Annotated in this window: 25 protein-coding genes and 1 other annotated feature; of the genes, 13 read left to right on the top strand and 12 right to left on the bottom strand. The window is 59.3% G+C overall.

Annotated elements, in window-relative coordinates:
• The first annotated feature begins 3 nt into the window (after positions 1-3).
• The gene (locus tag IM784_RS12785; RefSeq protein ID WP_199555736.1) at positions 4-969 is read left to right on the top strand and encodes a hypothetical protein; all 966 of its coding nucleotides are present in this window, start codon (positions 4-6) and stop codon (positions 967-969) included.
• Positions 970-975: 6 nt separating this feature from the next.
• Here IM784_RS12785 and dpdA read toward each other — a convergent pair whose 3' ends face one another.
• Genes dpdA through IM784_RS12770 form a run of 3 tightly spaced genes read right to left on the bottom strand, consistent with a single transcriptional unit; the run spans position 976 to position 4,126 of the window.
• A complete protein-coding gene (gene dpdA / locus IM784_RS12780) occupies positions 976-2,088 on the bottom strand; it encodes a tRNA-guanine transglycosylase DpdA (RefSeq protein ID WP_199555735.1) in 1,113 nt (370 codons plus the stop codon).
• A complete protein-coding gene (gene dbpB / locus IM784_RS12775) occupies positions 2,085-3,206 on the bottom strand; it encodes a DGQHR domain-containing protein DpdB (RefSeq protein WP_199555734.1) in 1,122 nt (373 codons plus the stop codon). Before dbpB ends, dpdA begins: the two co-directional genes overlap by 4 nt.
• Positions 3,203-4,126 carry a hypothetical protein gene (locus IM784_RS12770; RefSeq protein ID WP_199555733.1) on the bottom strand — a complete coding sequence of 308 codons (924 nt, stop codon included), beginning with the start codon at positions 4,124-4,126 and terminating at the stop codon, positions 3,203-3,205. Before IM784_RS12770 ends, dbpB begins: the two co-directional genes overlap by 4 nt.
• 108 nt (positions 4,127-4,234) lie before the next feature.
• Between IM784_RS12770 and IM784_RS17765 the strand changes: the two genes are divergently transcribed.
• On the top strand, positions 4,235-4,366 hold the full coding sequence (locus IM784_RS17765) for a DUF2274 domain-containing protein (protein ID WP_199555732.1): 132 nt from the start codon (positions 4,235-4,237) through the stop codon (positions 4,364-4,366).
• 66 nt (positions 4,367-4,432) lie between these two features.
• Here the strand turns inward: IM784_RS17765 and IM784_RS12760 are convergent, their stop codons facing one another.
• The 3 genes from IM784_RS12760 to IM784_RS12750 form a co-directional block, all read right to left on the bottom strand.
• A complete protein-coding gene (locus IM784_RS12760) occupies positions 4,433-5,041 on the bottom strand; it encodes a DarT ssDNA thymidine ADP-ribosyltransferase family protein (protein WP_199555731.1) in 609 nt (202 codons plus the stop codon).
• Between the two features lie 45 nt (positions 5,042-5,086).
• Entirely contained in the window at positions 5,087-5,785 is a 699-nt protein-coding gene (locus tag IM784_RS12755; RefSeq protein ID WP_199555730.1) for a DarT1-associated NADAR antitoxin family protein, read from the bottom strand.
• 193 nt (positions 5,786-5,978) lie between these two features.
• Complete coding sequence (locus tag IM784_RS12750) at positions 5,979-6,659, bottom strand: SOS response-associated peptidase (protein ID WP_235977212.1); 681 nt, start codon at positions 6,657-6,659, stop codon at positions 5,979-5,981.
• 39 nt (positions 6,660-6,698) lie between these two features.
• Here IM784_RS12750 and IM784_RS12745 point away from each other — a divergent pair, with 39 nt between their 5' ends.
• Positions 6,699-7,946 (top strand): Y-family DNA polymerase, encoded by a 1,248-nt coding sequence (locus IM784_RS12745; RefSeq protein ID WP_199555729.1) that lies wholly within the window; start codon positions 6,699-6,701, stop codon positions 7,944-7,946.
• A gap of 331 nt (positions 7,947-8,277) precedes the next feature.
• Here the strand turns inward: IM784_RS12745 and IM784_RS12740 are convergent, their stop codons facing one another.
• Entirely contained in the window at positions 8,278-9,186 is a 909-nt protein-coding gene (locus IM784_RS12740; RefSeq protein ID WP_199555728.1) for a LysR family transcriptional regulator, read from the bottom strand.
• 681 nt (positions 9,187-9,867) lie between these two features.
• Between IM784_RS12740 and IM784_RS12735 the strand changes: the two genes are divergently transcribed.
• The 3 genes from IM784_RS12735 to IM784_RS12725 all read left to right on the top strand — a co-directional run bounded on the left by IM784_RS12735 (position 9,868) and on the right by IM784_RS12725 (position 12,817).
• Positions 9,868-11,148 carry a tyrosine-type recombinase/integrase gene (locus tag IM784_RS12735; RefSeq protein WP_066284207.1) on the top strand — a complete coding sequence of 427 codons (1,281 nt, stop codon included), beginning with the start codon at positions 9,868-9,870 and terminating at the stop codon, positions 11,146-11,148.
• 71 nt (positions 11,149-11,219) lie between these two features.
• Positions 11,220-11,702, top strand: coding sequence for a type II TA system antitoxin MqsA family protein (locus IM784_RS12730; RefSeq protein ID WP_199555727.1), 483 nt, complete (start codon positions 11,220-11,222; stop codon positions 11,700-11,702).
• A 119-nt stretch (positions 11,703-11,821) separates the two neighbouring features.
• Positions 11,822-12,817, top strand: a complete 996-nt coding sequence (locus tag IM784_RS12725; protein ID WP_013831743.1) for an AAA family ATPase — start codon at positions 11,822-11,824, stop codon at positions 12,815-12,817.
• A 98-nt stretch (positions 12,818-12,915) separates the two neighbouring features.
• Here the strand turns inward: IM784_RS12725 and IM784_RS17290 are convergent, their stop codons facing one another.
• Complete coding sequence (locus tag IM784_RS17290) at positions 12,916-13,197, bottom strand: hypothetical protein (RefSeq protein ID WP_235977211.1); 282 nt, start codon at positions 13,195-13,197, stop codon at positions 12,916-12,918.
• On the opposite strand from IM784_RS17290, the gene IM784_RS12720 reads away from it, so the two are divergent.
• Positions 13,177-15,324: a S8 family peptidase gene (locus IM784_RS12720; RefSeq protein ID WP_235977210.1), complete on the top strand. Its 2,148-nt coding sequence runs from the start codon at positions 13,177-13,179 to the stop codon at positions 15,322-15,324. The two genes, IM784_RS17290 and IM784_RS12720, sit on opposite strands and share 21 nt — an antisense overlap.
• A gap of 16 nt (positions 15,325-15,340) precedes the next feature.
• A complete protein-coding gene (locus IM784_RS12715) occupies positions 15,341-16,129 on the top strand; it encodes an HNH endonuclease (RefSeq protein WP_199555725.1) in 789 nt (262 codons plus the stop codon).
• A gap of 40 nt (positions 16,130-16,169) precedes the next feature.
• On the opposite strand, the gene IM784_RS12710 is transcribed toward IM784_RS12715, so the two are convergent.
• Positions 16,170-16,577 carry a DUF2513 domain-containing protein gene (locus tag IM784_RS12710; RefSeq protein WP_066284193.1) on the bottom strand — a complete coding sequence of 136 codons (408 nt, stop codon included), beginning with the start codon at positions 16,575-16,577 and terminating at the stop codon, positions 16,170-16,172.
• 92 nt (positions 16,578-16,669) lie between these two features.
• A complete protein-coding gene (locus tag IM784_RS12705; RefSeq protein ID WP_082730407.1) occupies positions 16,670-17,290 on the bottom strand; it encodes a DeoR/GlpR family DNA-binding transcription regulator in 621 nt (206 codons plus the stop codon).
• Positions 17,291-17,488: 198 nt separating this feature from the next.
• On the opposite strand from IM784_RS12705, the gene IM784_RS12700 reads away from it, so the two are divergent.
• The 3 genes from IM784_RS12700 to IM784_RS12690 are packed head-to-tail and all read left to right on the top strand — an operon-like array spanning position 17,489 to position 20,833.
• On the top strand, positions 17,489-18,982 hold the full coding sequence (locus IM784_RS12700) for a recombinase family protein (protein ID WP_199555946.1): 1,494 nt from the start codon (positions 17,489-17,491) through the stop codon (positions 18,980-18,982).
• Positions 18,982-19,881, top strand: coding sequence for a plasmid partitioning protein RepB C-terminal domain-containing protein (locus tag IM784_RS12695; RefSeq protein ID WP_066284190.1), 900 nt, complete (start codon positions 18,982-18,984; stop codon positions 19,879-19,881). The genes IM784_RS12700 and IM784_RS12695 overlap by 1 nt, the downstream gene beginning before the upstream one ends.
• Complete coding sequence (locus IM784_RS12690) at positions 19,874-20,833, top strand: plasmid partitioning protein RepB C-terminal domain-containing protein (RefSeq protein ID WP_199555724.1); 960 nt, start codon at positions 19,874-19,876, stop codon at positions 20,831-20,833. The genes IM784_RS12695 and IM784_RS12690 overlap by 8 nt, the downstream gene beginning before the upstream one ends.
• A gap of 282 nt (positions 20,834-21,115) precedes the next feature.
• On the opposite strand, the gene IM784_RS12685 is transcribed toward IM784_RS12690, so the two are convergent.
• Positions 21,116-21,436 (bottom strand): DUF736 domain-containing protein, encoded by a 321-nt coding sequence (locus tag IM784_RS12685; RefSeq protein ID WP_006966713.1) that lies wholly within the window; start codon positions 21,434-21,436, stop codon positions 21,116-21,118.
• Between the two features lie 440 nt (positions 21,437-21,876).
• On the opposite strand from IM784_RS12685, the gene IM784_RS12680 reads away from it, so the two are divergent.
• Positions 21,877-22,275 carry an antitoxin Xre-like helix-turn-helix domain-containing protein gene (locus tag IM784_RS12680; protein ID WP_013831738.1) on the top strand — a complete coding sequence of 133 codons (399 nt, stop codon included), beginning with the start codon at positions 21,877-21,879 and terminating at the stop codon, positions 22,273-22,275.
• Positions 22,276-22,278: 3 nt separating this feature from the next.
• On the top strand, positions 22,279-22,962 hold the full coding sequence (locus IM784_RS12675) for an RES family NAD+ phosphorylase (protein ID WP_199555723.1): 684 nt from the start codon (positions 22,279-22,281) through the stop codon (positions 22,960-22,962).
• Between the two features lie 161 nt (positions 22,963-23,123).
• Here the strand turns inward: IM784_RS12675 and IM784_RS12670 are convergent.
• A protein-coding gene (locus IM784_RS12670; RefSeq protein WP_199555722.1) for an IS3 family transposase occupies positions 23,124-24,352 on the bottom strand; the annotation gives its coding sequence in 2 pieces (ribosomal slippage) (positions 23,124-24,064 and positions 24,064-24,352; 1,230 coding nt in all).
• Positions 23,955-24,071 (bottom strand) — a sequence feature (AL1L pseudoknot). Its footprint overlaps the gene before it by 117 nt.
• Positions 24,353-24,767: the final 415 nt, after the last annotated feature.

Raw genomic sequence — 24,767 nt, 5'->3', positions numbered from 1 at the left:
CAGGTGATCAGTATCGATCGCGGCTTTCATCGGTGGTCGGTGATGTTTGCGCGCAAGACACTCTTCGGAACTGGCCGTTTCGCAGTCCGGATCGATGGACGTCCCGGCACCGATGAGCGCGATATCGACATGTTCGGCGACGCTAACACGGACTGGAACCTGCGCACCGTTGCGCTGATGGCGCGCGCCGGCATTCTGCGCTTGCTTGGAACTCCCTTTCCGAGGATCCAGGAAGACGGTGACTGGCTCGAGATCGAGATCATCGACGATCATCATCTCGACCTGGCCGTGTGGAAGGATCTTGTGGAACCGGTGCGCCGTGAGGGATGGCTCGCCGCCAAACGCAATCTCGATCTTATGCGCGATTATTTGCGCGACGCGCGATGCCCGGCGACGATTCTCGAAGACCTTTATGGCCCCCACCGGGTCGGGCGCACCTGCAGCCGCTGCAGCCTCTGTCGCTCGGACGAGACCTGCCGACTTCAGAGCGTTGCGGTCGGAGAACCCCGTGGCCCCTGGACCGAGGCGCTCGATCCGCTGGTCGCTGATCTGCTCGATCGCGATCTTAGGCTGCTTGTCAGCTACGATCCCGCCGATCTGGCGCGCAATGCATCGCGCCGCCTCGGCGAAACGTTGCAACGCCTTCAGCAGGCGCGTCTCGCCAAGCTGATCACGCTTGGCGTCCAGCCGTTCGACATGCCACGCGTCCTCAAATTCGCGGAAAAATCGGCGTTCTTTGTCAGCGATCTCACATCGCTTGCGTTATCGCGACTGCCGCGTGGTCCCGAACTCGTGATGGTCGGCGACCGGCAAATGTTGGAGCCGCAAAACCTCGCGCCGCGATCCGACAATCCCCGAATTTTTCTGGCGCCGGTCGATCAGCTCGCCCCCGATGGCCGAAGATTGAAAGATGTCTTTGGAGGTCGAACCCTGACGCTCGACGAATTTAATGCAAGAGTGGCCCAATGAGCATTGTTACGACTGCCCAAGCCGCGTCAGCGCGACGCTGTCCTTGCAGTCTTCGTAGGGCTTCTCCTCGACCAGGGGCGCGCTGTAGACGAGGACATTGTGGAGAGTCTCCTCAAGGTCGGCGGCACCCCGATCGAAAGCGCGCAACGAGTTCAGCGCCAATGCCTCCAGACGCACCAATTCCTCGGCGCGGAACATGCCCTTCTTGACGCCGCGTTGAAGTTTAGGGTTCTCGATCGCTTGCGGCACGCGGATCGACGTGAAGTAGCGCAGACCCAAGCCCTCGCCGGGCAGATAGTAATTCTGTTTGGCGTCCTTGAATGCGCGGAGCAGCGGCGAGGTGGTGTCGAAACTGGCGATGTCATAGCCGTGGAAGCTGTCGATATCGTCGGCCTTGGCGAAGCCCAGGATATGCAGCCGGGTCGACGCCGGCACCGCTTCACGGATCGCCTCGAGCACCAGCTTGATCTCGGGCGATTTGAGCGGAACCATGCCGCCGATCGCGAGATAGTCATAGCCCATCGTCACCAGCCGCCGCGCGGCCTCGGCCATGCTGCCCGGAGACCAGCCCTGGACCACGCCTAGAGGCGTAAAGCTCGCATCGATCGCCTTCGCCTCGCGGCGGAAGGCATCGGCATTTTCAAGCGTGATCTCGAAGCGCGCCTTGGCGTCGTCGGTGCCGCCGCTCATCCCCTGTCCGGCGGGGTTGAAATCGAAGATGATGTGATCGACCGAGCAGCCATGGGTGAAGCCGCATTCGTCGTAGAACTCGGCCATCTCCCCAGCCGAATAGGGCGGACGCTCTTCCTGGACATAGGTGAAGGCGCCGCAGTCGCCGAAGATGTCAAGATGCGCGAACTCAGGCTTGTCCAGCCGTAGGAACTTGCGCACGCCGACCAGGTGGAAACGGCGCGCCTGGCTGGCGGTATATTTGCCCTTCACGCGGTGGTCACCGACGATGCCGCGCGAGACCAATACGCCGTCATAGGGCGCATAACCCAGGATCTCGTGCGGATAAGCGTCGTCCCAATAGGGCTGACGCTCGGCCGGACTGCGGTCTCCGATGAAGTCGAACGCCGGATCGACATAATCGAGGCTGTCGGCGAAGATGAACTTCATGGGGCAGCACGCGCCAGGTCGCGCTCGACATGCATCAGATGGTCGCTGAGTTTGGTGATGTGCTGCGAGGTCGACTGGATTTCGTTCCAGACCAGACCCAAGCCCTCCCAGGTGCCGCTGGTCCAGCAGCAATGCGGCGCCAGCCGCTGCAGGGTCGCGCGGACGGCAGCGGCCTTGTCGGCGGCGGCATCGGCGCGCAGCATGACCGTATCCATCAACGCGCCCATCGCGCGAATGCCGGCCGAATGCATGAGCCGGCTTTCGGTGGCGGGCTTACCCCATGCAACGGGGAAGGTGTCGCGCACCGCGGTCCAGTAGAGCAGCATCGCGCCGTACATGGCTTCGGTGTCGTTGCCATCACCGTTATGCCTGTACTGGCCAAGCGCGCCGGCAGGGGTCTTAAGGCTCGACTTCATGGTCTCGATCAGCGCGTTATCGGAGACGATACCAATGCGGTCCTTGGCATCGGACTCGCGCTTGATAAGTTTGAAGAAGGGCGACTTCGGGTCGGTGTTGAGTGCCTCGCACAAGATGCTTGGCAGTTGCTTCGCGGCGAGGTTGCGCGGCAGCAATACGCTGACCTCGGGCAACAGTTCGTTGATGAGGCCGGTAGGCAGCTTGCGCGCCTTGTTGACCAGGATGAACTGCTCGCGCTGAATAGTGAGTTCGTCCGAGATAAAGCCGATCACTGGCACAACGATCGAGCGATCCTTGGCCGCGCCAAGTGCCAGTGAGCGCTGCTGGCCGTCGACGATCCAAGCGGCGCGATGGCCTTCGGGATAGAGCGGGATCTTGAGCGTGCCGGTTTCGCCGACTTCGCAAGCCTGATCGGGAGAACGGCCGCGCGAGCGCACGAACTCAACCTCGGGCGACATAGCCAGGATGATTGCGTTGGGAAACAGCACTGGGCCGCTATCCAGGAACGCGGTGATTTCCTTGACATGATCGCGGATCTCGCGGCGCTGGAAGCCCTTGAGCTCCTGCTCGTCGCGGTGGATGCGACTGATGTCGGCGATGCGGCTGATGTCTGATCCGTAGAGGAAGAAGGCGAAAACGCCGGTCCCCTCCCCCTGTTCCGAGCGCACGGCGCGGACCTTGAGATACTCGCGGGCGGTCATGCCTTCTCTCCTCGCACCCGGCGGGCAAGATCGGCGAACCGCCCCTGCTCACAGGCTACGCCGAGATCGTCGCGCAGGCACCGCAGCAGCCGCGCGGTGCTGCCGCGCTCGGCGTCCCAATGCTCCCGGATAAGGTCCAAAACCGCCGCATCATCAAGTCGCTGCCGGTCGAACCGTGCCGCCATGCGCCAGCCACTGATCGCGGCCGCAACAGCCGCGCGATGTTCGCCGGCCGACCGGCCATCGGTCTCACCAACGACATATTCGGCAAAGTGATGGAGCGCGCGCCCGGCAAAGTCGCCGCGCGTGCCGCGCACCGGGCTGTCGGGCCCATCAAGCCGGTCGTCATAGGGCATGACGAACGGCCGGAGCGCCGGCGCCACGCGTACCAGCGGCGCACGCGTGAACAGCCGCAGCCGCGCCAGCACCTCAACAGGCAGAGCACAAAGGTCGCCCGCGATCATCTCGATATAGGCGTCAGACAAAGCCGCGCATATCAGCCTGTCTGTCGAAGCGACCGCCGATGCCAGCGGCTGCGAGAAAGGCGAAGCTTCACAAAGCGTATGCCACCATTCTGCAACCGAGTAGTCCCCCAGCACCCGCGATGCGATGCTGTCGGGCGCATCGACCAGCACGGTGCAGGCATAGGGCGGGACACGCCTCTCGGCGCTCACCAGCCCAAGTCCTGCTGAGACGATCAGCAGTCGAGCGTTGAGCAAGTCGGCAGCGAGCAGGGCTTCCTGAAATGAGCGGCCGCCGTAAATCTCGCGCGCCGGAAAGACGTCTGCCATCGCAGACAAGTGCGCCACCCAGTCACACGCGAACTCGGCGATAGGCGCTAGGGGGCGCGCAGACACATGGAGACTTTCGGGGATTGGCTTGCGCTTGCGATTCGTACAGGTGGTGATCACGAGCGTCATTAAAAACGGCCCCCTAGCCGCCATTGTTTGGTGCATTAATTCATAAAGATCGATAGAGGTTTTGACAACATTTAATGCTGATATGCACGCTGAGATTTTGCCCAATAAATGCATCGTTCTGCGTTTTTTTTGCCGTTGAATTTGGACGCATACCCACCAGAGCAAGCCCGGCTAATACCGCCAATGGTAGACCGGTTTATTGAGGCCGATGGGGCGTTCTCCAGATTGCGCCCTCGATAGGTTGGAGCATATCCCAGCGATTGGAAGGCATCGAGTGAGTTCCCAACTGTCCAACTGCAACTACCGCTACAAATTTTCTACGCACACAGAAATTGCCATGCCGCTGTCGCGCACAATATTTTCCGCTTCAGATTTGGATTTTTCGCTGCCAACTATTACAGTTTTGATCAACTCTGGACTAATGATGTTAAGAACCTGAACTTCAGCACCCTCATCCGTGGGCATGTGGTCCAACAGTGAGTACTTTTCTCGTACAGATCCCCCAATACCAATTCGATCCTCGAACATTTTCCTTAACGCCCATGGGCCGCCTCTGAAGCCACGATGCTTTAGAATTTCCCGGGATGCCGCATTCGCCCAGCAAAACCTACATTCATGAGTCCACAAAATACTAGAATCTAGTTCAAGTATAGCCCACTCACAGAGATACTGGAGCTTTTTTGCTCTAAACATTGACCAATTTATAGAGTGGATCGATAGAGATAATCCGTTTAGCCGTCCATCAAGCCGCATCTCATCTGTTGCGACGTATGAAATTTCATGCTTTTCGAGAATTTCTCGAGATGCAAGTCCATTTATTAAAATACTCCGGACATTTTCAAATGGAGTAAAATGATATAGAAGTGAAATTTCTCTACACTCAACTTCTTGTTTAATTTCGTCAATATAGTTCACCTCTATTTACCCCACTAAATATCGAACGTAGATTATTTTCGAACATCAGTTGTCAAAAAGTCGTTTGTAGTTTTGATTTATTGTTACGAAATTTCTATTTCTAACAATTTCAATGAATGATGACTTTTCTGACAAAGCCAATTCGAGTTCGCCTCGCTTGACCAGCGAAACATAGAGCGCCACCGAATTCGCTTGGCAATTAATCGATTTTTGTGGATTGAATGCGATGTCCGTGAACACATCATAATCGGTCACCGCACTAGCTAGATCAGAGTGACGGCTAAGAGCGTTTATATACACCCAATCGTAGAAGGCCGTTGGTGGATCGTTGGGCCAATCATCACCAAAAAAACGAAATCCAGTTAGTCTTCCAGCGTCAGATAATCTTCGATCGCGCTTGGCATCAAACGATGACTTGTCGAGCAAATCGAGGAACGGCCCTCCGTACTCGAAAACTTTTGATGCTTGAAATGCACACTCGACTGTTATGATCTTTCCGAACTTCGCCGTTTTGAACGTCAGGTTGAAAGCGCTCAGCTGCACGCCCAAATTGACTTGAGACATTCGGGAAACTTCTAGAATTCTCGATTCTGGATGAACTCTCAGAATTACGTCATGTAGCGATCTCATCGACATTTGCCTGCGCGCCAGAGCCGTCCCAGCAAACCAAGTGAAATCGAATGCTTCCACCTTGACAAATGCCGTTTCTGAATCATCAACAAAAAATGCGGGCCGGTTTGCCATGTCAGCACAAGAGTCCTTTAGAAAAGTCTTGGGACAGTATCTCAAATTTGCAAGAGTGCTGCCCTGTATTCACCGTATTTGACTCCTTTTTCGCCGGTTTCGCATGCGGTTGGCTAAGCGGCGCCATATTCCAACGACTACCCTGCCCAGATCTGACAAAGGTGTAGTAAATTGTAACATTGGCAATTCGACATTACCCGTCCACCGCTTCCAACTTTCCTTCATCCAAAGGCAGTTGCAATGCCTTGGCACCTACCCAAGGTGCGGTCATCCAGATGTCCCATTCCATCGGCTCAGTCAGGATTACCGGCATGGCCTTGGGGTGGACCTGCCGGACAAGATCGTTCGGCTCGGTCGTCAAAAACCCATAGAGATCGGCCGTCACTTCGCCCTCCGCCAGTTTCCGGACTGACGTCCACCGCGTCCACAACCCGGCGAAGAACATCGGCTGATCGGGATCCACTGCCGCAAACCACTGCTTGCGGCTCTTGCCGTCTGCATCACGGGCCGGCTCCGCAAAGGCTGTGACGGGAACGAGGCAGCGGTTCTCCACCCCGAGCCAGCGCCGCCAGTGCGGGGATGCGGTGTTGCGGATGTTGGTGACGCCGCGATCGGTCTTCTTGCCCTCCAGCGCAAACGCCGGGGACGGCATACCCCAGCGCGCCATCACCAGTTCGAGTTCACCCGCTGTCCCATTGCGGATGATGGGTGCCTCCTGATCGGGATAGATTGTCGCCAGGGCAGGAAGATTGCCGACGCGATCCGATATCTTCGGGAACAGGCGGCGGACGGCCTCCTGGTTGGTGGTGGCGCTATACAAATTGCACATGCCGCCACCCTGCCACCGTAAATCTGCGCTGTCATCCAGACTCATGTTCTTTCTTTGTTCCGTTTTGTTCGATATGCTCCGCACATGCGACGCCCTGACACCATCGAGCATATGTATCTGGATTTCGACGGCTTTTTCGCGTCCGTCGAACAGCAGATCGATTCGCGGCTGCGTGGGCGGCCGGTGGGGGTCATCCCCTATGTCGGCGGCACACGGGCGATCCTGATTGCCTGTTCGCGCGAGGCGAAGGCGCGTGGCGTCAAGAACATCATGCCTGTGGACGAAGCGAAGTCGATCTGCCCCGATCTCATCCTGGTGCCGCAGAAGCCGGAGATGTACCGCCGCGCCCACAATGCGCTGGTGGCGGAAATCCACGCCGTCATTCCCATCGATACCGTGAAGTCCATCGACGAGCTTGCCTGTCGGCTTGGCACCGACGATATCGCTGACCCCTATGGGCTGGCCCAGCGGATCAAGCGCGCAATCCGCTATGGCATCGGCGCCAGTATCACCTGTTCCATGGGGTTCGCCGCCAATCGGCATCTGGCCAAGATCGCATGCGCCGTTGGAAAGCCGGACGGCTGCACCGTGTGGCGCCCGCAGGACATGCCCGGGCCGTTGATCCGCATCCCGCTGGAGGATGTGCCAGGCGTTGGCCGCCGTATGGCCCAGCGGCTGGCGATTGCCGGCGTTGAGACAACTGACTGCCTGTTACGCCTTGCCCCCAAACAGGCGCGAGCGCTTTGGCGCAATGTGTCGGGCGAACGGCTTTGGTATGCGCTCCATGGCTATGCCATCGAGGCACCGCCCAGCCAGCGCGGCATGTTCGGCCATATGCGGGTGCTACCACCCGAAGGCCGTACCTTGCCTGCCGCGCGGGAAATCGCCCGCCTGCTGGCTGTGAAGGCCGCCAGACGCATGCGGCGGGAAGGCTACACCAGCAGCCTGCTGATGCTGCACGCCAGCCTGAAGGACGGCTGGTGGGGCGGGGAACGCGCCATGCGGCAAGTGCAGGATGACGCCGCCGTTCTGCAGTCTCTCCTGCTTTTATGGTCCGAGCTTCAGACCACAGCCGGCAAAAGCCGCCAGATCTTCCGCATAGGTGTCACGCTTGGCGCACTGACCCCGGCCGGCGAGCGGCAGCTGGATCTGCTCGACGATGACGATGAAGACCGCCAGCGCTGGGAACGGCTGGGGCGTGCCATCGATGGTGCCAACGCCAAGTTCGGGCGAACGCTCGTCAGCGTCGGCCCATGGAATCCGCCGAAAGGCGGCAATGTCGGCGGGAAAATCAGCTTCACACGCATTCCGTCAGCCGAGGACTTCGCATGAGTTGGGCCGACACCCTCCAGGTACTGGACCTCGATCCATGCGATCGACTGGAAATGACATGCCTTCGCTGTGGGCATCTGCGCTACATCGAGATCGCCAGGCTTCAGGCGCACCCGCTGCACCGGCAGCTCTATCTCCGCGAGGTGGGAGCCCGTTCCCGCTGTCGCGCCCGGGGATGTCGCGGGCTTATGCGCATGGCCCTGCCACGGCCGCACCAGACGAGTGGGTTTGTGGGCGGTTTGGCCTGATCGTGTTGACCCCATGATTTCATGCTGAGGCGATTAGAGCGCGCGGTTGTTGATGCGCATGAAAGAGGAGCAGGGTACATTTGTCAGGGGGCGGTCCTGATGGCCACCTGAGGCGTGATTTGCGAACGGGCCATATCCAGCAGGCGTTGAAGCGCGGGATTCTCGTTGTTTTCCAGCCACACCGCGCTGAATGGGAGAATTTCGTGAGCAATAGGGACATAGGCAATGCCGGGAAATGCGGCCGCGATAGTCGCCTGGCTTGTCAGCGTGATCCCGATTCCGAGCGCCACCAGATGAAGCAAATTGTCTCGACCAACGCTTTGTTGCTTGATATCTGGATGATACCCCAAATCAGCAAGGCGCTTAATGAGATAGTCGTGTATTTCTTGGCCTGGCGGCGATTCACTCACGATAAAGCGGTCTCCCGCTAAATCATTTATGTCGATTTGCTCCTGCGAAGCCAACGGATGAATTGCCGGCAGCACGGCGTAAATGCGCTCATTCCAGAATTGCTGATGAACGCAGCCTGCCCATCCTGCATTTCCAGTAAGGAAAGCGATATCTGTATTGCTTTTGCGAATGGCGGCCACGTGCTCCGACGGATTGCACTCGATGAAAGTTAGCCGAACATGTTCGTATTGACGGCAGTATGTGTTGAACAACTCGGGCAAAAACCCTGACGCAAGCGATGAGAAAATTCCGATCCGCAGATCGCCCTGTTCGCCATCACTGCGTTGCTTGATTGCTGCCTTGGCCAACCCAATCTGAGATATGATTTTACGCGACCGATCGACAAAATCCCGACCAGCAGCAGTGAGCCGGACGCCAGACGAGTTGCGAACGAACAACGCACTATCAAGCTCATATTCAAGTTCTCGAATCTGCCGACTAATAGCAGATTCCTGGACCCCAAGAGCCGCCGCTGCCTTTCGCAGGCTTCCATATTCGGATGCAGCGATAACAAATTCGATCTGGCGCAATTGAACAGACATCACACAGCACCTGAACGCGACAAAGACCCAGCATGACGTTGCGGCAAGACAGCGATGCTAACAATAGACAATCGGCAAGATCACTGCCGATTTATACATGCTAACCATTTATTATGGGCTTACCCTGAATTATTGAGCGAATTCATATCCCATCAGCTTCCTCATTTTCTCCGCAGGCTGGTCGGCCGTCAGCACCAGCGCATGAGCAATGTGGACGTATCGCTGGGTGCCGCCTTGCCCGGCATGCATAGGCAGCCCGCGTTTGGCGCAAAGGCTGCCTAGTCCGCTCAACTGATCATCAATTCTGTCGACCAGGTGCTCAAGGCGAGGAGGCGGCGAAAGAGCCGTCAGGGTCAATTGCTTACAAGGCGCTTACAATTAGAATGTTTTGTCGACTGTAAGCAGCGCCAACTTCCCGATATGATCAGCAACTATCTGCGAATATTCGGAAAAATTGGAGCGGGCGAAGGGATTCGAACCCTCGACTTCAACCTTGGCAAAATATTTCGGCCACTTTTCCCAAACTTTCCTAAGTACGATTATCTACGCTAAATCAGATATTTATGATGTTCCCCTTTACGATTGTCTCCGCCCATAATACCCTCGAAACGCTTAAATCTGGAGACAAAATGGAGACAAAGCACCCCTCTGGAATCTTTGTCTCCAAATGGAGGGTCAAATATGCCGACAGCGAAGTTGAACAAGCGCAATGTGGATGCATTCGCGCCGCCTAAAGATAAACAGGCAGTCCTGTGGGACAGCGAGATCCGGGGCTTCGGCTTGCGGGCGCTGCCATCGGGGCTCAAGACCTTCATCGTTCAGTACCGCAACATCGAAGGGATCAAGCGGCGCATCAATCTTGGCCGTTATGGCGTCATAACGACGGAGCAGGCTCGGGATCTGGCGAAGATCAAGCTTGGCGAAGTTGCTGGTGGTCAGGATCCAGCAGAGGCAATTCACCAGGCCCGTAGTGGCATGACCGTCGCCGAGATCTGCGACTGGTATCTGGTTGAAGCCCGCGCCGGCAACATTCTTGGCCGCAAGAACCGTCCAATCAAGGCCTCCTCGCTCGCGATGGACGAGAGCAGGATCAACACGCACATAAAACCGATTCTAGGCCATCGCATGGCGAAAAGGCTGACAATTGCGGATGTCGAGCAGATGCAGGCTGATGTCCGAGACGGTAAAACCGCCAAGGCTAGGGGTAACGGCCGTGGTGGGCGGCCCGCTGGCGGACCTGGCGTCGCGTCGCGGTGCCTCGGGTCGCTGCAAGCCATTTTGGGTCATGCCAAGCACAAGGGGCTGATTGCGGAGCACCCAACTAGAGGAGCCAAGAAACTCGCAATCAACAAGAAAACGAGACGGCTCAGCACTGCCGAACTCGTCGCGTTCGGTAAAGCCATCGCCTATGCCGAACGTAATGGCGAAAATCCGACAGCACTTGCGGTGGTACGGACACTTGCGCTGACAGGATACAGACGGGAAGAGGCGCAGTCGATGAAGCGCGCCTGGGTGCATGCGGAGGGCGGGTTTGTCTCCTTCCCGGATACCAAAACCGATGCTCAGGTCCGCTCGATCGGCCCAGAAGCACTGAAGGTCGTTCTCGCTCAACCCGAGATTGTTGGTAACCCCTACGTGTTCCCGTCAATGACGGGCGCTGGCGCATACCAGGCTGCACCAGCCTGTTTTCGGAGAGTTTGCCAGTGGGCGGGAATTGAGGGCGCAACACTTCATACCCTTCGCCACACTTTCGGCAGCATTGCGGGCGAGCTCGGATTCACGGAACTGACGATACGGGCCATGCTTGGGCATGCTTCGCAGAACGTCACCCAGGACTACATCCATATTGATGAGGCGCTGAAGCTGGCGGTTCGCAAGACGTCGGACGAAATCGCCCGACTGCTGGCCGAGGGCGCTGAAGCATTGCGGCCGGTCAGATCGCATGCCGCTGTTGAAAATTAACCTTAAAGGTGTATTGCGAATGGGAAGACCCTGATCGATGTCGTGCTGACATTGTTCGAGAAGGATTGAAGGTGACGCAGCCACGGATTCATCCCGAGACCGGCCAGGTCCTCCGCCGCGACGCTCGTTTGCAGACGGTCAGCGTTGGGTCGATGTCGCGCGAAGTCGAGGTGCCGGGCTGGTATCCCGAGGACGATAGTGATTCCATCCATTCAGGGGCGGAGCTGCAGGCTCTGGATCAGGCCCATCTCGAACTGCGAACGGCTTACGCGGCGCGCGTCAAGGCTGTTCGCAAGAAGCTCGGCCTCACCCAGGAAGAGGCAGGCCGGATTATCGGTGGCGGACGGCGCGCATTCCAGAAGTATGAAAGCGGGGCCACACCGCCCAGCGAAGCCGCAGTAGGCTTGATCGAGATTCTGGACCGCCATCCAGAGGAATTGGAAACCCTCCGCAACCTGCGCAGCCTCGCCCCGCGGGAGGGTGTTGGCGGCCGCCTCACGCCGACCGGCAAGAGACAGACACCGGCGACGGGCGTTCGAAATGCTGCGGCATGAGCCCAGCCCAGGCGGTCGGATGGCCCCGGGACAACAATCGCGCTTCAATTTTTAGGAAGCATAACGTATCGCTGTTCGCGTCACAGGTTTGCGACGCGAGGGGATGGAAAGTAGAATAGATGTCAAACGCCAAGCAAATACTGGCGATGTTACGCAGTCGCGCGGAAGGTGACGACGCGCAGTTCTATTCTATTGCCTTGCAAGTTGCCGCATCGGAAGCCCGTCAAGGGCACCGTGACACTGCGAATGAACTTCGTTCCGCAGTCGATGCCGCCCGCGGCGCGGGCGGGGTCAAGGCATCAATTCCCGTGTCTTTTGCTGCCCCGCGCGGCGATCTCGAAGGACTGCTCGACTATCGCGATCCTGTGGTTGATCTTCAGGACGTTGTTCTGAGCGCGTCGGTGTCCGAGCGGCTCAATGGGATGCTGTTGCAGCAGCGCAAACGCGATTGGCTGCGCGAACATGGCAAGGTTCCGTCAAGAAGCCTGCTGTTCGTCGGCCCCCCGGGATCCGGCAAGACCATGACGGCAGAGGCGATCGCAGGTGAGCTGAAGCTTCCGCTCTTTATCATTCGACTTGAAACACTGATCACCCGTTATATGGGTGAGACCGCAGCAAAACTGCGTCTGGTTTTCGATGAGACCCGGCGTCGGCGCGGGGTCTATTTGTTCGATGAATTCGACGCTGTCGGCGGTCATCGCACCGCGACCAACGACGTCGCTGAAATGCGTCGTGTCCTCAACAGCTTCCTCCAGTTCATGGAAGAGAAGACCTCGACGGACAGCCCGATCATCGCAGCCACCAATCATCCGGAGCTGCTGGACCGGGCGCTCCTCCGCAGGTTCGACGACGTGCTCGAATTTGAGATGCCGACCGCAGCGCAGATTCGCGCGGTGATCAAGGCCAACCTCAAACCCCTCAAGTTCCAGCGCGCAGGGTGGGCCGCGATCGAGGAGGCGGCGCGCGGGCTTAGCCAGGCCGAAGTCGCACGCGCAGCGGATGAAGTCGTCAAGACCGCGATCCTCGAGCAGAGGAAGCAGACGACCACCCAGGAGGTCGTCGCCAAGCTCACTGAGCGCCAGGCCATGCGAACGGCGTTTGCGGCGAAGCTCTGATTCCTGTGAGCGAACACAACCGACCGCACATCGATATCACACCGCTTGCCCAGCGACGTACCTTCAAGTCGCCAGGCAGTAACGCACGGCAGCGCGCGCTAAACAGAGTGCGTGCGGATCACGGTCTCCGCCTCATCGCGGAAATTGGCAATGCCTTTGCGGAAGCTGAGGCCGGACAGCGTGGCCTGCCCGAACAGCCAGTGGACCTTGAGCCTGCTGGCGGCGTTTTCATTGAGGTTGAACTCAATCGCGGCACAGCCGCCACCAACCTTGAACGGCAAAGGGAAGGCACACGGCAAGCGGCCGAAATCATCGACGAGAACGGAGTACGCCGCATTGCCCTGTTTGTCCCGGATGACATGCGCGATGCCTTTTCCCAAGTCTTTGAGGACTACACAAACGGGGAACTGAGCGAAAAGGGATCGCCGCCCAAGAAGACCCGGGTCGAACCTATCGAGCACATTCGCGCGGCACGCCTGCAAAGTTTCTGGCGCGACGTTCCCGAGGCATTGCCGGAAGACCCCCAAGCGCAGATGTGGTGGGCGCTCTGGTGCTTCAACGATCGCATCGACAGAGTTCTGGGCAGCGCCGCGGTTTTGGGGCTGCATGTCGGCAACCCCGACACCTTTCTGCGTTTTCCGGAGACGACGGTGATCCCGGCATACGGACGGCGCGCATCAATCGAGATGTTGCTGTTCGCAACCGCAGGCATTTCGGAGCTGCGTCGCGCGAGCGACAGCCCGCTGGTGTTTACCCGAGACCTGAAGGACGACGTTCCGGCATTTATCGATGATCTCGCAGAGCGTGTAACCTGGCCCGGCAATGACGCGCCGGCGGTCTGCCTGCTCGACACAGGGGTCAATCGGGCACATCCCCTGATAGAACCCGCTCTGTCGCCAGAAGATCTGATGGCGATCGACACGGCCTGGGGCGGGGACGATCACGAACACGGCGCTGGCCATGGGACCGGCATGGCGGGTCTTGCCTTGCATGGGGATTTTGTAGGTCCGCTCACGAGCGATCAGCCAATCGAGCTCACCCACCGTCTGGAATCAGTCAAGATTCTGCCCCCTCCCGGTGTGCCGGACAATGATCCCCATTCCTATGGGCCGATCACCCAGAGCGCCATTCTGCTCGCGGAGATCAACAACCCTGATCGTGACCGTGTTTTCTGCATGGCGGTCACCAACGAGGGGCGCAGCGGATCAGACGCGACGGCGTGGAGCGCGGCCATCGACCAGGCGGCGGCCGGAGCGGAGTCGGACGATGACGAAAATCCGTCGCCTCGGCGGCTGATACTGCTCTCTGCTGGTAATATTCCCGACAATTCCATTGCCGCCGAAATCGCAGATGCTGATGCTTTCCCGGCAGAAGACCCGTCCCAGGCGTGGAATGCCCTCACGATCGGCGGATATACGGACAAGACCGGGATCGGCGAGGCAGGCTACGACGGTTGGACCACGATGGCACCTGTTGGTGCCGTCAGTCCTTACAGCCGGACATCCTTCCTCTGGGACACCAGCCAATCTCCGTTCAAACCCGAACTCGTCTTCGAGGCCGGGAACAGGGCGCTCAGCCCGTGCGGTGCGGAAGCGGTAGCGGGACTCGATTCCCTTTCCCTCCTTACGGCCTCTCGCCTCGTCGCCCAGAAGCCGCTGGACGCATTTTGGGCGACAAGTGCCGCAACCGCTCAGGCGGCCCGAATGGCAGCTCAGCTGACTGCGGCCTACCCGCATTACTGGCCGGAAACGATCCGTGCGCTGATGGTGCATAGTGCCCGTTGGACCGGGCACATGGATCAACTCGTCGCGCAGTGCGCGACAAAGCGAGAAAAGGCCGACTGCCTCAGGCGGTTCGGTTACGGCATCCCCGATCTGGGGCGTGCGATGGCGTCGGCCATCGATGATCTCGCCCTGGTCGCACAAAACACGATACGTCCGTTCCGCATGGAAGGCAGCAGCTTGCGATTCAACGAGTCGCATATCTATCAGCTCCCCTGGCCCCAGGATGTGCTTGAGGCGCTCGACAACACTCGGGTGAGATTAAAAGTTGCCCTCTCCTATTTCGTGGAACCTAACCCCAGCTTTGCCACCAATCTGGACCCGGCACGCTACCAGTCCTTCGGCCTACGTTTCGATCTCAAGCGCTCACGTGAGACGATTGGGAACTTCAATCGCCGCAACAATGCCGAAGGATACGACAAAGACGCTCCGCGCGCGGTCAATGAAACGAACGACGGCTGGCTATTTGGCGAAAAGCAGATCTCGTCGGGTTCGCTGCATGTCGACATCTGGGAGGGGCCTGCTGTCGAACTTGCCGCCCGCAATGCTCTATATGTCCATCCGATCTCGGGATGGTGGCGAGAGCGCAAATCGCTCGGAAGATATGACCAAGAGGCGCGCTACGCGCTTGTGATCAGCCTTGAGACGCCGGGCGTTGAAGTCGACCTACACACGCCAATTTCCGCGTTGGTCCCCGTGCTGGTCGAGGTCCCCATCGAGATCTGAATAGCGAGCAAGGCCAATGCCGAAGCCTTCGATCCGGGCCATTCAACGCCTCTACGCCATGTCGGGCAATCGCTGTGCCTTTTCCGGCTGTACTGCGCTCATCATCGAAGACAGCCCAGGGATGGCCGGCATCAACATGGGCGAAATCTGCCATATTCGCGCCAGCAAAGCAGGTGGTGAACGCTATGATCCCGACCAAACCGATGTGGAGCGGCACGGCTACGAGAACCTCATCCTGCTATGTCGTCGTCATCACAAGCTGATCGACTCAGACACGATTGAATTCTCCGTGGCCAAGCTCCTCGCGATGAAGCAGGAGCACGAGCAGTTGGCTGGCCGTCCAGAGAGGACAGCGGACAGGTTTTCAGCAAAGCGCCTTCTTGATGCGATGGACCGCATCACAATCCCCGACAACAAGGGCACCGTGGTCATTGTCGGCGCTGGCTCCAATGTCAGCATTCGTCAGCCGCGGTCCCGTGTCACGATGCCCCCCCTTGCAGGGACCATCGGTGCTGATCGCGATATGGTACGGTACACGAAGTATCTCGCGAAGCAGTATAATGAATTCGCCTCGTGGGCTCCGCATCGTACCGAAAAATTTCGGCCCGCGGCGATCTATGCAAACATCACGAAAGAGTTTGGCTCGAAGCTCGAACTCATCCCGGATGATCGGTTCGGCAGCGTCTGCGCCTACCTTCAGCAAAGAATTACGCGCACCCGGCTGGGCCGGATGCGGAATGCGGAGGGACATCGCTGCTACGCGTCATTCGATGAGTTCTTGGACAAAGGCAAACAGCATCACTGAAGTTCAGGCGTGTCTGATGACCGGCCCACCGCCACCGCGACTACAGGTCCAGCTCAACGCCGGTGTGCTGCTCAATCTTCTTCTTGATCAGCCCTTTGGCGAGCGCCTTCAGGAGTTCGATGCTGAAACCGCCAGCCTGTTTGGCCCCGGCCTTTGTCTCGCGCCAGATGGCAGGGTCGCGGATGGTGTCGAGGAAGTCATGGCCGGCCCAGGTGATCTGACCGATCTGCCAGACCGCACCGGACAGCTTCGCCTGAATCGTGATGAGACCCGCCTCGTCCAGCAGAGCCAGATGGTATTCGATCAGCTCAGCCTGCTCGCGCGGCATTTTGCCTGCACCATCTTCGCCGAGTATCTCGGCGATCTCCGGCGTCAACAAATCGAATGCGCGCCGACCGTCCTCGATCTCCAGCAGCAGGTTGCGGACCAGATCCATGTCACGTTTCATGGCATCGATCTTAACTACAGACCCGCCGAAAGGACAGCGATCTATCGTTGCCTTCCGCGCGCCAGGCATGGGCCTACCGGCATCATCGGCGTTCACGCGCGAACGAGGTGATAGCGTCCATTTTTCCGGGCACCGACAAATTGCAGGAGATTGCAGGCGCACAGTCCTGCAAGATCGCGCCGCGCCGACTTGATGCTCACCCGCCAATGCGCGGCAACATCGCGCGCCCTCGTCGATAAACCGCGCGCGACTCGGTCGAGTATCCAGCGCTGACGCTCATTGAGCCCGCTCGTTATTGGGTCATTTACAGGGCCACTTTCAGGGTCATTTATAGTGTCAGAATTCGGCCAATATCTGCCCGCAGACATTTCTTCCCGGTGGCCTTGCCCGAACGATGTTATGCCCGGCCCTATTTTGGAAGCCTCCGCCGAAGACGATTGCTGGCTTTCGATGATGCCCAGGACGAACGCCCGGATGACCGGAGACGTCGCAACCAAACGCAAGAAGAAGACCGTGTCTGGTCCATGTTGCGCGGCCATCCAGTGCTTGGCGGACCGCTCACTCGCATGGGTCAGACGCATCAGTTGCTTGACTGCGCGATGCGTATCGCCATGTTCCTTGCGCAGCAGATTGGCGATGACTTCGGCATAGGCCTGGCGGCTGGCGAGCGCGCCTTCCCATGCTGGCAACTTCCTGCCCTTTTTCGGCAACATCTTCCGGTCCTTTCCCACATATACTGTTGAGAGTGCGGGAATGCCGGAGAGGTCCGTGTTTCGCGCTGCAGCGGTTGGCCGCCCTGGCCACTGCAGTCCGGATTTCGAAAGGGGCGCGCATTGGCGAGTTGGGATCAAGAAGACGCGCCAAGCGACGCCGAACAGCAGCCCACCGTGCGGGCGGCCGAATACGTCCGGATGTCCACCGACCATCAGAAATACTCGACCGAAAATCAGGCCGACGCGATCCGCCACTATGCGGCGTCTCGGGGCATCGAAATCGTCCGCACCTATGCCGACGACGGCAAAAGCGGCCTTTCGATCGATGGCCGCGCCTCACTGCAACGACTGATCGCTGACGTCGAATCAGGCGTCGCCGACTTCGAGATGATCCTGGTCTATGATGTCAGCCGCTGGGGCCGTTTCCAGGACGCGGACGAGAGCGCCTACTACGAATATATCTGTCGCCGGGCCGGAATTCAGATCGCCTATTGCGCCGAACAGTTCGAGAATGACGGGTCGCCGATGAGCACCATGTTCAAGGGCTTCAAGCGCGCCATGGCTGGCGAATACAGCCGCGAGCTTTCGGTCAAGGTTTTCGCCGGCCAGGGGCGGCTCATCGAGAAAGGCTATCGCCAGGGCGGTCCCGCCGGTTTCGGCCTGCGCCGGACGCTGATAGATGAGCACGGCAACACCAAGGCGGTTCTCGGCCGCGGCGAGCAGAAGAGTCTCCAGACCGACCGCGTCATCCTGACACCCGGACCGCCAGAAGAAATCGGCGTGGTGCACGAGATATACCGGGCTTTCGTCCATGACGGACGAACTGAACGCGAGATTGTCGAGGATCTGAATGATCGCGGCATCCTGTCCGACCTCCAGCGTCCGTGGACGCGCGGCACTGTCCACCAGCTCCTGATCAATGAAAAATATGTCGGCGACAATGTCTGGAATCGCCGTTCTTTCAAGCTGAAGAAGAAGCGGGTTCGCAATGCCCCGGACATGTGGATCAGGTCACAGGGCGCATTCGAGGGGATCGTTGAACGGGAGCTGTTCGAGGCGGCCCATTCGATTATCGCTGCGCGCTCGTTCCGCCTGTCCGACGAGGAGATGCTGGAAGCTTTGCGAGGACTCTACGCCAGCAAAGGCCTGCTGTCCGGCATCATTATCGACGAATGCGAAGGATTGCCGTCGAGCAGCGCCTTCAGCTTGCGATTTGGCAGTCTCCTGCGCGCTTACAGCCTGGTGGGTTTTTCGCCGGAGCGCGATTACCGCTACGTTGCAATCAACAAGGCGCTCCGCCGCCTGCACCCTGACATTGTCCGCGACATATTGACTGGCCTTCACGCCCAGGGGAGCGATGCCTGGCAGGACCTCGCCAGCGACAGCATCCGCGTGAATGGCGAGTTCAGCCTCGCCATTGTTCTGGTGCGCTGCACACCGACACCGACCGGCCTCCTGCGGTGGAAGATCCGCTTCGACACCAGCCACCTCGCAGACATTACCATCGTTGTGCGCATGGACATGCACAACCGCGCGCCGTTTGACTATTATCTGTTCCCGAGAATTGACGTCGCAAGCGAACGGCTGCGGCTGGCTGAAGATAACGACCTGCACCTCGACGCCTATCGCTTCGACACGCTGGATTTCTTCTATGACATCACGGCGCCCGTCGCCATTCCGGAGGCTGCTTGATGCCCGTTATGCGCCCCCAGCAGATCGAGATGATCCCAGTCTCCAAGATTACGGTGCTCAATCCGCGCTCGCGCAACAAGCGTCAGCACCGTGAGATCGTGAACAACATCGAGTCGATCGGATTGAAGCGGCCGATCACCGTGAGTCGCCATCAGGGTCCGGGCGGGCCTCGCTATGATCTCGTCTGCGGCGAAGGCCGGCTCGAAGCATTTCAGATGCTGGGCCAGACGGAAATTCCCGCAGTCGTCATCGAGGCGAGCGAGAGCGATTGTCTGGTGATGAGCCTGGTCGAGAACATCGCACGCCGGACGCCGCGCCCGATCGATGTGATGCGCGAGATCGGCGCCCTGCGCGGGCGCGGGTATAATGAAACCCAGATCGGGCAAAAAATCGGGGTCAGCAGTTCATGGGTCAGCATGATCGTCTCGCTGCTGGAGCGGGGCGAGGAACGGCTCGTTGCGGCGGTGGAAACGGGTCTCATCCCGATTAGCCTGGCAATGGAAATCTCCCGCGCGGAATCCGAGGAATCGCAGAACCTGCTGCTCGATGCCTATGAGACAGGCAAGCTGCGCGGCAAGAAGCTGGCTTCGGTGCGAAGGCTACTCGAGCTGCGGATGCGCGGGCACAACAAATCGATGCCGGCAGGAAAGCTCGGTCGGCGTTCCGCAAATCGCAAGTTGACCGCGAGTGACCTCATGCAGGTTTACCAGCGGGAATCGGAGAAGCAGCGCCTGCTCGTCAAGAAGTCCGATTTCACACAGACCCGGCTGCTGTTCATCGTCGAGGCCATCAAGGATCTGCTGGGCGACGACGGATTTCTGACCTTGCTGCGTGCAGAGGCGCTCGAGACGATGCCGCGCGCGCTTGCCATGCGAATTGCAGGTGAGAGCGATGACTGACTGGTCCGAACCCAACACACCAGACATGGAACCCGGCTCGGATCACCGTGTCCGGCTCGGCTTTGAACGCGAGACCGTCACCGTCGCACTCGATCAGCTCGTTCCCTTGAAGATACTCCAGCATGGCGTGCGCGAGAGCAAAAAGTTCGCCCAGATCCTTAGTTCGATCAAGGCGATCGGGATTGTCGAAGCTCCCGCAGTCGCGCCCGATCCCAAGAATGCGGGCAAGTATTTCCTGCTCGATGGGCATCTGCGGGTCGAAGCCTTGCGCCAGCTCGAAATTCCGACGGTTGAATGCCTCGTCGCCAATGACGATGAGACTTACACCTACAACAAGCGCGTCAACCGCCTCCCACCGGTTCAGGAACATCGGATGATCGTGCGCGCCATCGAGCGCGGGGTGACCGAAGCCGTCATCGCCGACGCGCTCGGTCTCGAAGTGCAGTCGATCCGCGCGCGCTTCCGCCTGCTCGATGGCATCTGCACTGAGGCAGCCGATGCCCTCAAGGATACGAATTGCTCGATGAAGGTGTTCGATCTGCTGCGACGCATGACAGCGCTGCGGCAGATTGAGGCAGCCGACCTGATGATCGGGCAGAACAATTTCTCGCTGATGTTCGCACGCGCGCTGCTCGCGGCGACGACCGAAGAGCAGCTGGGTCCCGCAGGCAAGAAGGCGCGCAAGCCCGACGTGACTGGCCCGACCAGCCAGCAGATCAGCCGGATGGAGCGCGAGCTTGCCGCTCTGCAAACGCAGGTCAAATCGGTCGAGGAAACCTACGGCATCGACAACCTCCATTTGACCTTCGCGCGGGGCTATCTCGGAAAGCTGTTGGCAAACGCGCGCATCGTCCGTTGGCTCTCGGTTCACCGCGCGGAATACCTGACCGAGTTTCAGCGCATTGCGGAGATAGATAGTCTTGGCCGTCTGGCCACGCCCAACGCGGAATGAGAGAATGGGGACCCGGACCCGATAAGCGCGGGGACCATGGGAGACGCCGCACTGAGGGGCGGATCGAGCATGGCGGTGGGAATGGCGGCGAACCCGCAAGAAGCCCACCAGGTCGGCCGTCATATGGACCGACCGCGTGCGTGCTTTGGGCGCACGATGGAGGCGGGCGTGCGTTGAAGAGTGAGATTTTCACGCACGCCCGTCATTTTGTCTCAACTGATGCGCGATGAATTGCTGACAAATGCTATGGCCCCGCCCGGAGGCGGGGCCGTCGCTGGTGCTTCAGCTCGGCGGGTTCCAGATGATGACCTTCTTCGAAGGATCATCGCCCGGCGCGTTGGCGATGTTGCCATAGATGGTGCCGAATTCGGGAGCCGAGAGCGAGACCGAGACATATTCGGCGCCGGTGTTCTGCGAGAAGCGCTTCCAGCCTGCGCCCAGCTCGAAGCCGTTCTTGCGGCTGACGATGCGGTAGTCGGGTTCGCTGTCCTTGGTCTTGCGGTTGTTGGGGATGATCGCGATCGGCGCGGAGACGGTCAGCGTTGCGAGGTTGCCTTCGAAGCTGTCGTCGGACTTCACGGTGAGGTTTGCGATGGTAGCCATGTCGTTTCTCCTAAAGGTGGTCGGGGACCATCCCCGATGGCGCCAAACGAAGGGGCCGGGAGCCGCCGTCACCGCAGCGTCAGCGAAGGGCGAACCCTGCACGGGGTTGACGGCATTAGGCGTGACGAGACCCGCAGACAGGCGACAAGGAGGGGTGGTTTTCGCGCCGCCCGAGAACGAACGCCAGTGGGCAATCGCCGCTTTTCATCGACCAGAAGTCGGAGGCTTCCTCCCGCCGGATCACTGCATGGAGCGCAGAAGCAATAACCCCTCACATGCAGCCTTTGGCTGATAGAGAGAGGCGTCGTCGCCTTGGACATTGGACGGTCAACAGCGGAGGGCACGCGCTGCATTACGCAAGTCGCAATGTGCAATATCAGCTCTCATGTTGACTTTTGTACAGAATATGAGCATATGAAGCCATGAAAGGATGTGCCGACATGGGTATCCAAGCTGCAGCCAAAGCGCCTGCAAAGGGACTTGATCGCAAGGATCTGACGGGGCCAGCCCTGCGGACGTTCTTCCGCATTGCCGATGCCTGGGGCCTGAAAGAGCAGGAGCAGATGCGCTTGCTCGGTCTGGAGAGCCGCTCGACCTTCCAATCCTGGAAGCGCGGCGTGGTCGCGGCGCTGCCCAAGGATGCGCTGGAACGGATTTCCTATGTCATGGGCATCTACAAAGGCCTGCAAATCCTGCTGCCCAAGACGGCCGATGAGTGGGTGCGCAAACCCAACAAGGCGCAAGTTTTCGGCGGCGCCTCGGCGCTTGACCGGATGATGTCGGGCAATGTCGCCGACCTCTATGTCGTGCGTCAGTATGTTGACGGGCAGCGCGGCTGACCCGTGGACATTCCCACGTCTGAAGTCCGCTGGACGCCCTGCTACCGCATCATCCCCAGCAGATTTCCCCCGATCTCGCTGTTCGAGGCGGTCGCCGATCCTGCCGATCTCGAAGCGGTCTATGCCATCGAGGCGATGACCAACGACCGCCTGCGCGACGAGGCAGGCGAGCTGTCGCTCGTGCCGCCTGAAGACCGTGTCTCAGGCCCCGGTTCCACGCCGATCATGGCGGCGTTCACCCACCTCAATCCGGTCGGCGACCGCTTCACCGACGGCAGCTACGGCGTCTTCTATGCCGGACGAACACTGGCAACCGCAATCGCCGAGACCCGCCATCACCGCACGCATTTCCTTGAGGCAACCGACGAACCGGCGCAGGAACTCGACATGCGGGTTTATGCTGTGGATATTGATGCCACCTTGCATGACATCCGCGGGCAGCGAGAGGCGCTGCCAGCACTGTACCATCCGAGCAGCTATGCCGTGTCTCAGGAAACCGCGCGGACCTTGCGCGATGGAGGGTCGGACGGGATGGTCTATGAAAGCGTCCGCGATCCTGACGGCGAATGTGCCGCTGTGTTTCGGCCTAGACTGTTGGCAAATTGCCGACAGGAGCGGCACCTTTGCTATGTGTGGGATGGCCGCGCGATCAAGACGGTTTTCGAAAAGCGTATGCTGGAAAGCTGAGTTTTTGCATTTTAGCGCAAGGTCTTCGGGCATTTTGGGCAGACCGGAGCCTGTCCGACCCGGTAAAAATCCGGCGAGGAAAGCGCGACGGAGGCTGAAGATCTAGAATGGCAGCTTCACAGTGAACCGCGCCGGGTTTGCCGGAGGCTTGTTGGTTTGAGTCACGCTGCCACATCCAAAGCGGTGATGGCAGCATAATATTGTTCTTCGGCTTCGGCAGGCGGGATGTTGCCGATGGGTTCGAGCAGCCGCCGATGATTGAACCAGTCGACCCATTCGAGTGTCGCGTATTCGACGGCTTCGAAGTTGCACCACGGCCCCCGCCTGTGGATTACCTCGGCCTTGTAGAGGCCGTTGATCGTCTCAGCCAAAGCGTTGTCATAGCTATCGCCGACGCTGCCGACCGAGGGTTCGATCCCGGCTTCGGCGAGCCGCTCTGTGTATCTGATCGAGACATACTGACTGCCGCGATCGGAATGATGGATGAGACCGCCGCTGCGCGTCGGCCGGCGCTTGTGAAGGGCTTGTTCGAGAGCGTCGAGCACGAAGCTTGCATGTGCTGTCCGGCTGACCCGCCAGCCAACGATCCGCCGTGCGAACGTGTCGATGACAAACGCGACGTAGACGAGCCCTGCCCAGGTCGCGACATAGGTAAAATCCGAGACCCACAGCATGTTAGGTGCCGGTGCCCGAAACTGTCGATTGACCCGGTCCAGCGGGCATGGTGCAGACCGGTCGCTGATGGTGGTGCGCACCGGCTTGCCCCGTATCACGCCCGCCAGGCCCATCGCCCGCATCAGCCGGGCAACCGTGCAACGCGCGACATCAAAGCCCTCGCGCTGCATCTGACGCCAGACCTTGCGGACGCCATAGACACGGAAGTTGGCCTCAAACACGCGTCGCACCTCGATCCTGAGCGCGGCATCACGTCGAGCACGCGCCGACAGGCGCAATGGATCAGTCCGCTTCGCGGCATGCGCATGGTAGGTCGATGGGGCGATCGGCAGCACCCTGCAGATCGGCTCGACCCCATGGACAGCGCGCTGATCATCGATAAATGCGATCATCGTTTGAACGGGCGGTCGAGCTCCGCCATCGCAAAATACGCCGATGCCTTGCGCAGGATCTCATTGGCCTGGCGCAGTTCGCGGTTCTCGCGTTCCAACGCTCTCAGCTGCGCGGCGACTTCCGTTGGAACGCCGGCCCGCTTGCCGGCATCAACTTCCGCCTTCTTGACCCACTCATGCAGCGTCTGCGCCGCACAACCGATCTTCGCCGCAATCGACACCACCGCCGCCCAGCGTGACGCGTGATCCTTCTCGTGATCCAGCACCATCCGTACCGCACGCTCGCGAACTTCCGGCGCATACTTGTTCGTCGTCTTGCTCATACAGGCTCCACCTTCTCAGGAGTTGGAGCCTCCGGCAAACCCGGCGCGGTTCACAGCCGCGAAAAGTGGCGCAGCGGATGTTCGAATGGGTCGGCGTGGGCTGCCGGTACTGACCCTTACGATCGCTCTGCCTTTGAACTTTCGATGCCCATGTGGGGACCGAGTAAGTTCGGAAATTTATCTGCAGGTGGCTTTTGGCACTACGAATGGAAATCCTGCCTATCAACCTACCGTTTGGACATTGATGAGGCGTTTATCACATGAGATGCAACACATGATGTTGCTACTTGTCCGCCGTCAGCACCAATGGCACAGATTTGAGGTTGTGATTTAAGGAGGATCTGGGCTTCGTCGTAGTGACGAAGGAACGAAGATGAAGCCCAGATCCTCCAATGTAAAATCGCCCGCCAAGGCC

Source organism: Sandaracinobacteroides hominis (genome assembly GCF_016464365.1).
GTDB classification, from domain to species: Bacteria; Pseudomonadota; Alphaproteobacteria; order Sphingomonadales; family Sphingomonadaceae; genus Sandaracinobacteroides; species Sandaracinobacteroides hominis.
Note: the sequence above shows the minus strand (reverse complement) of the source record. Positions and strands in the feature narration are given on the sequence as shown.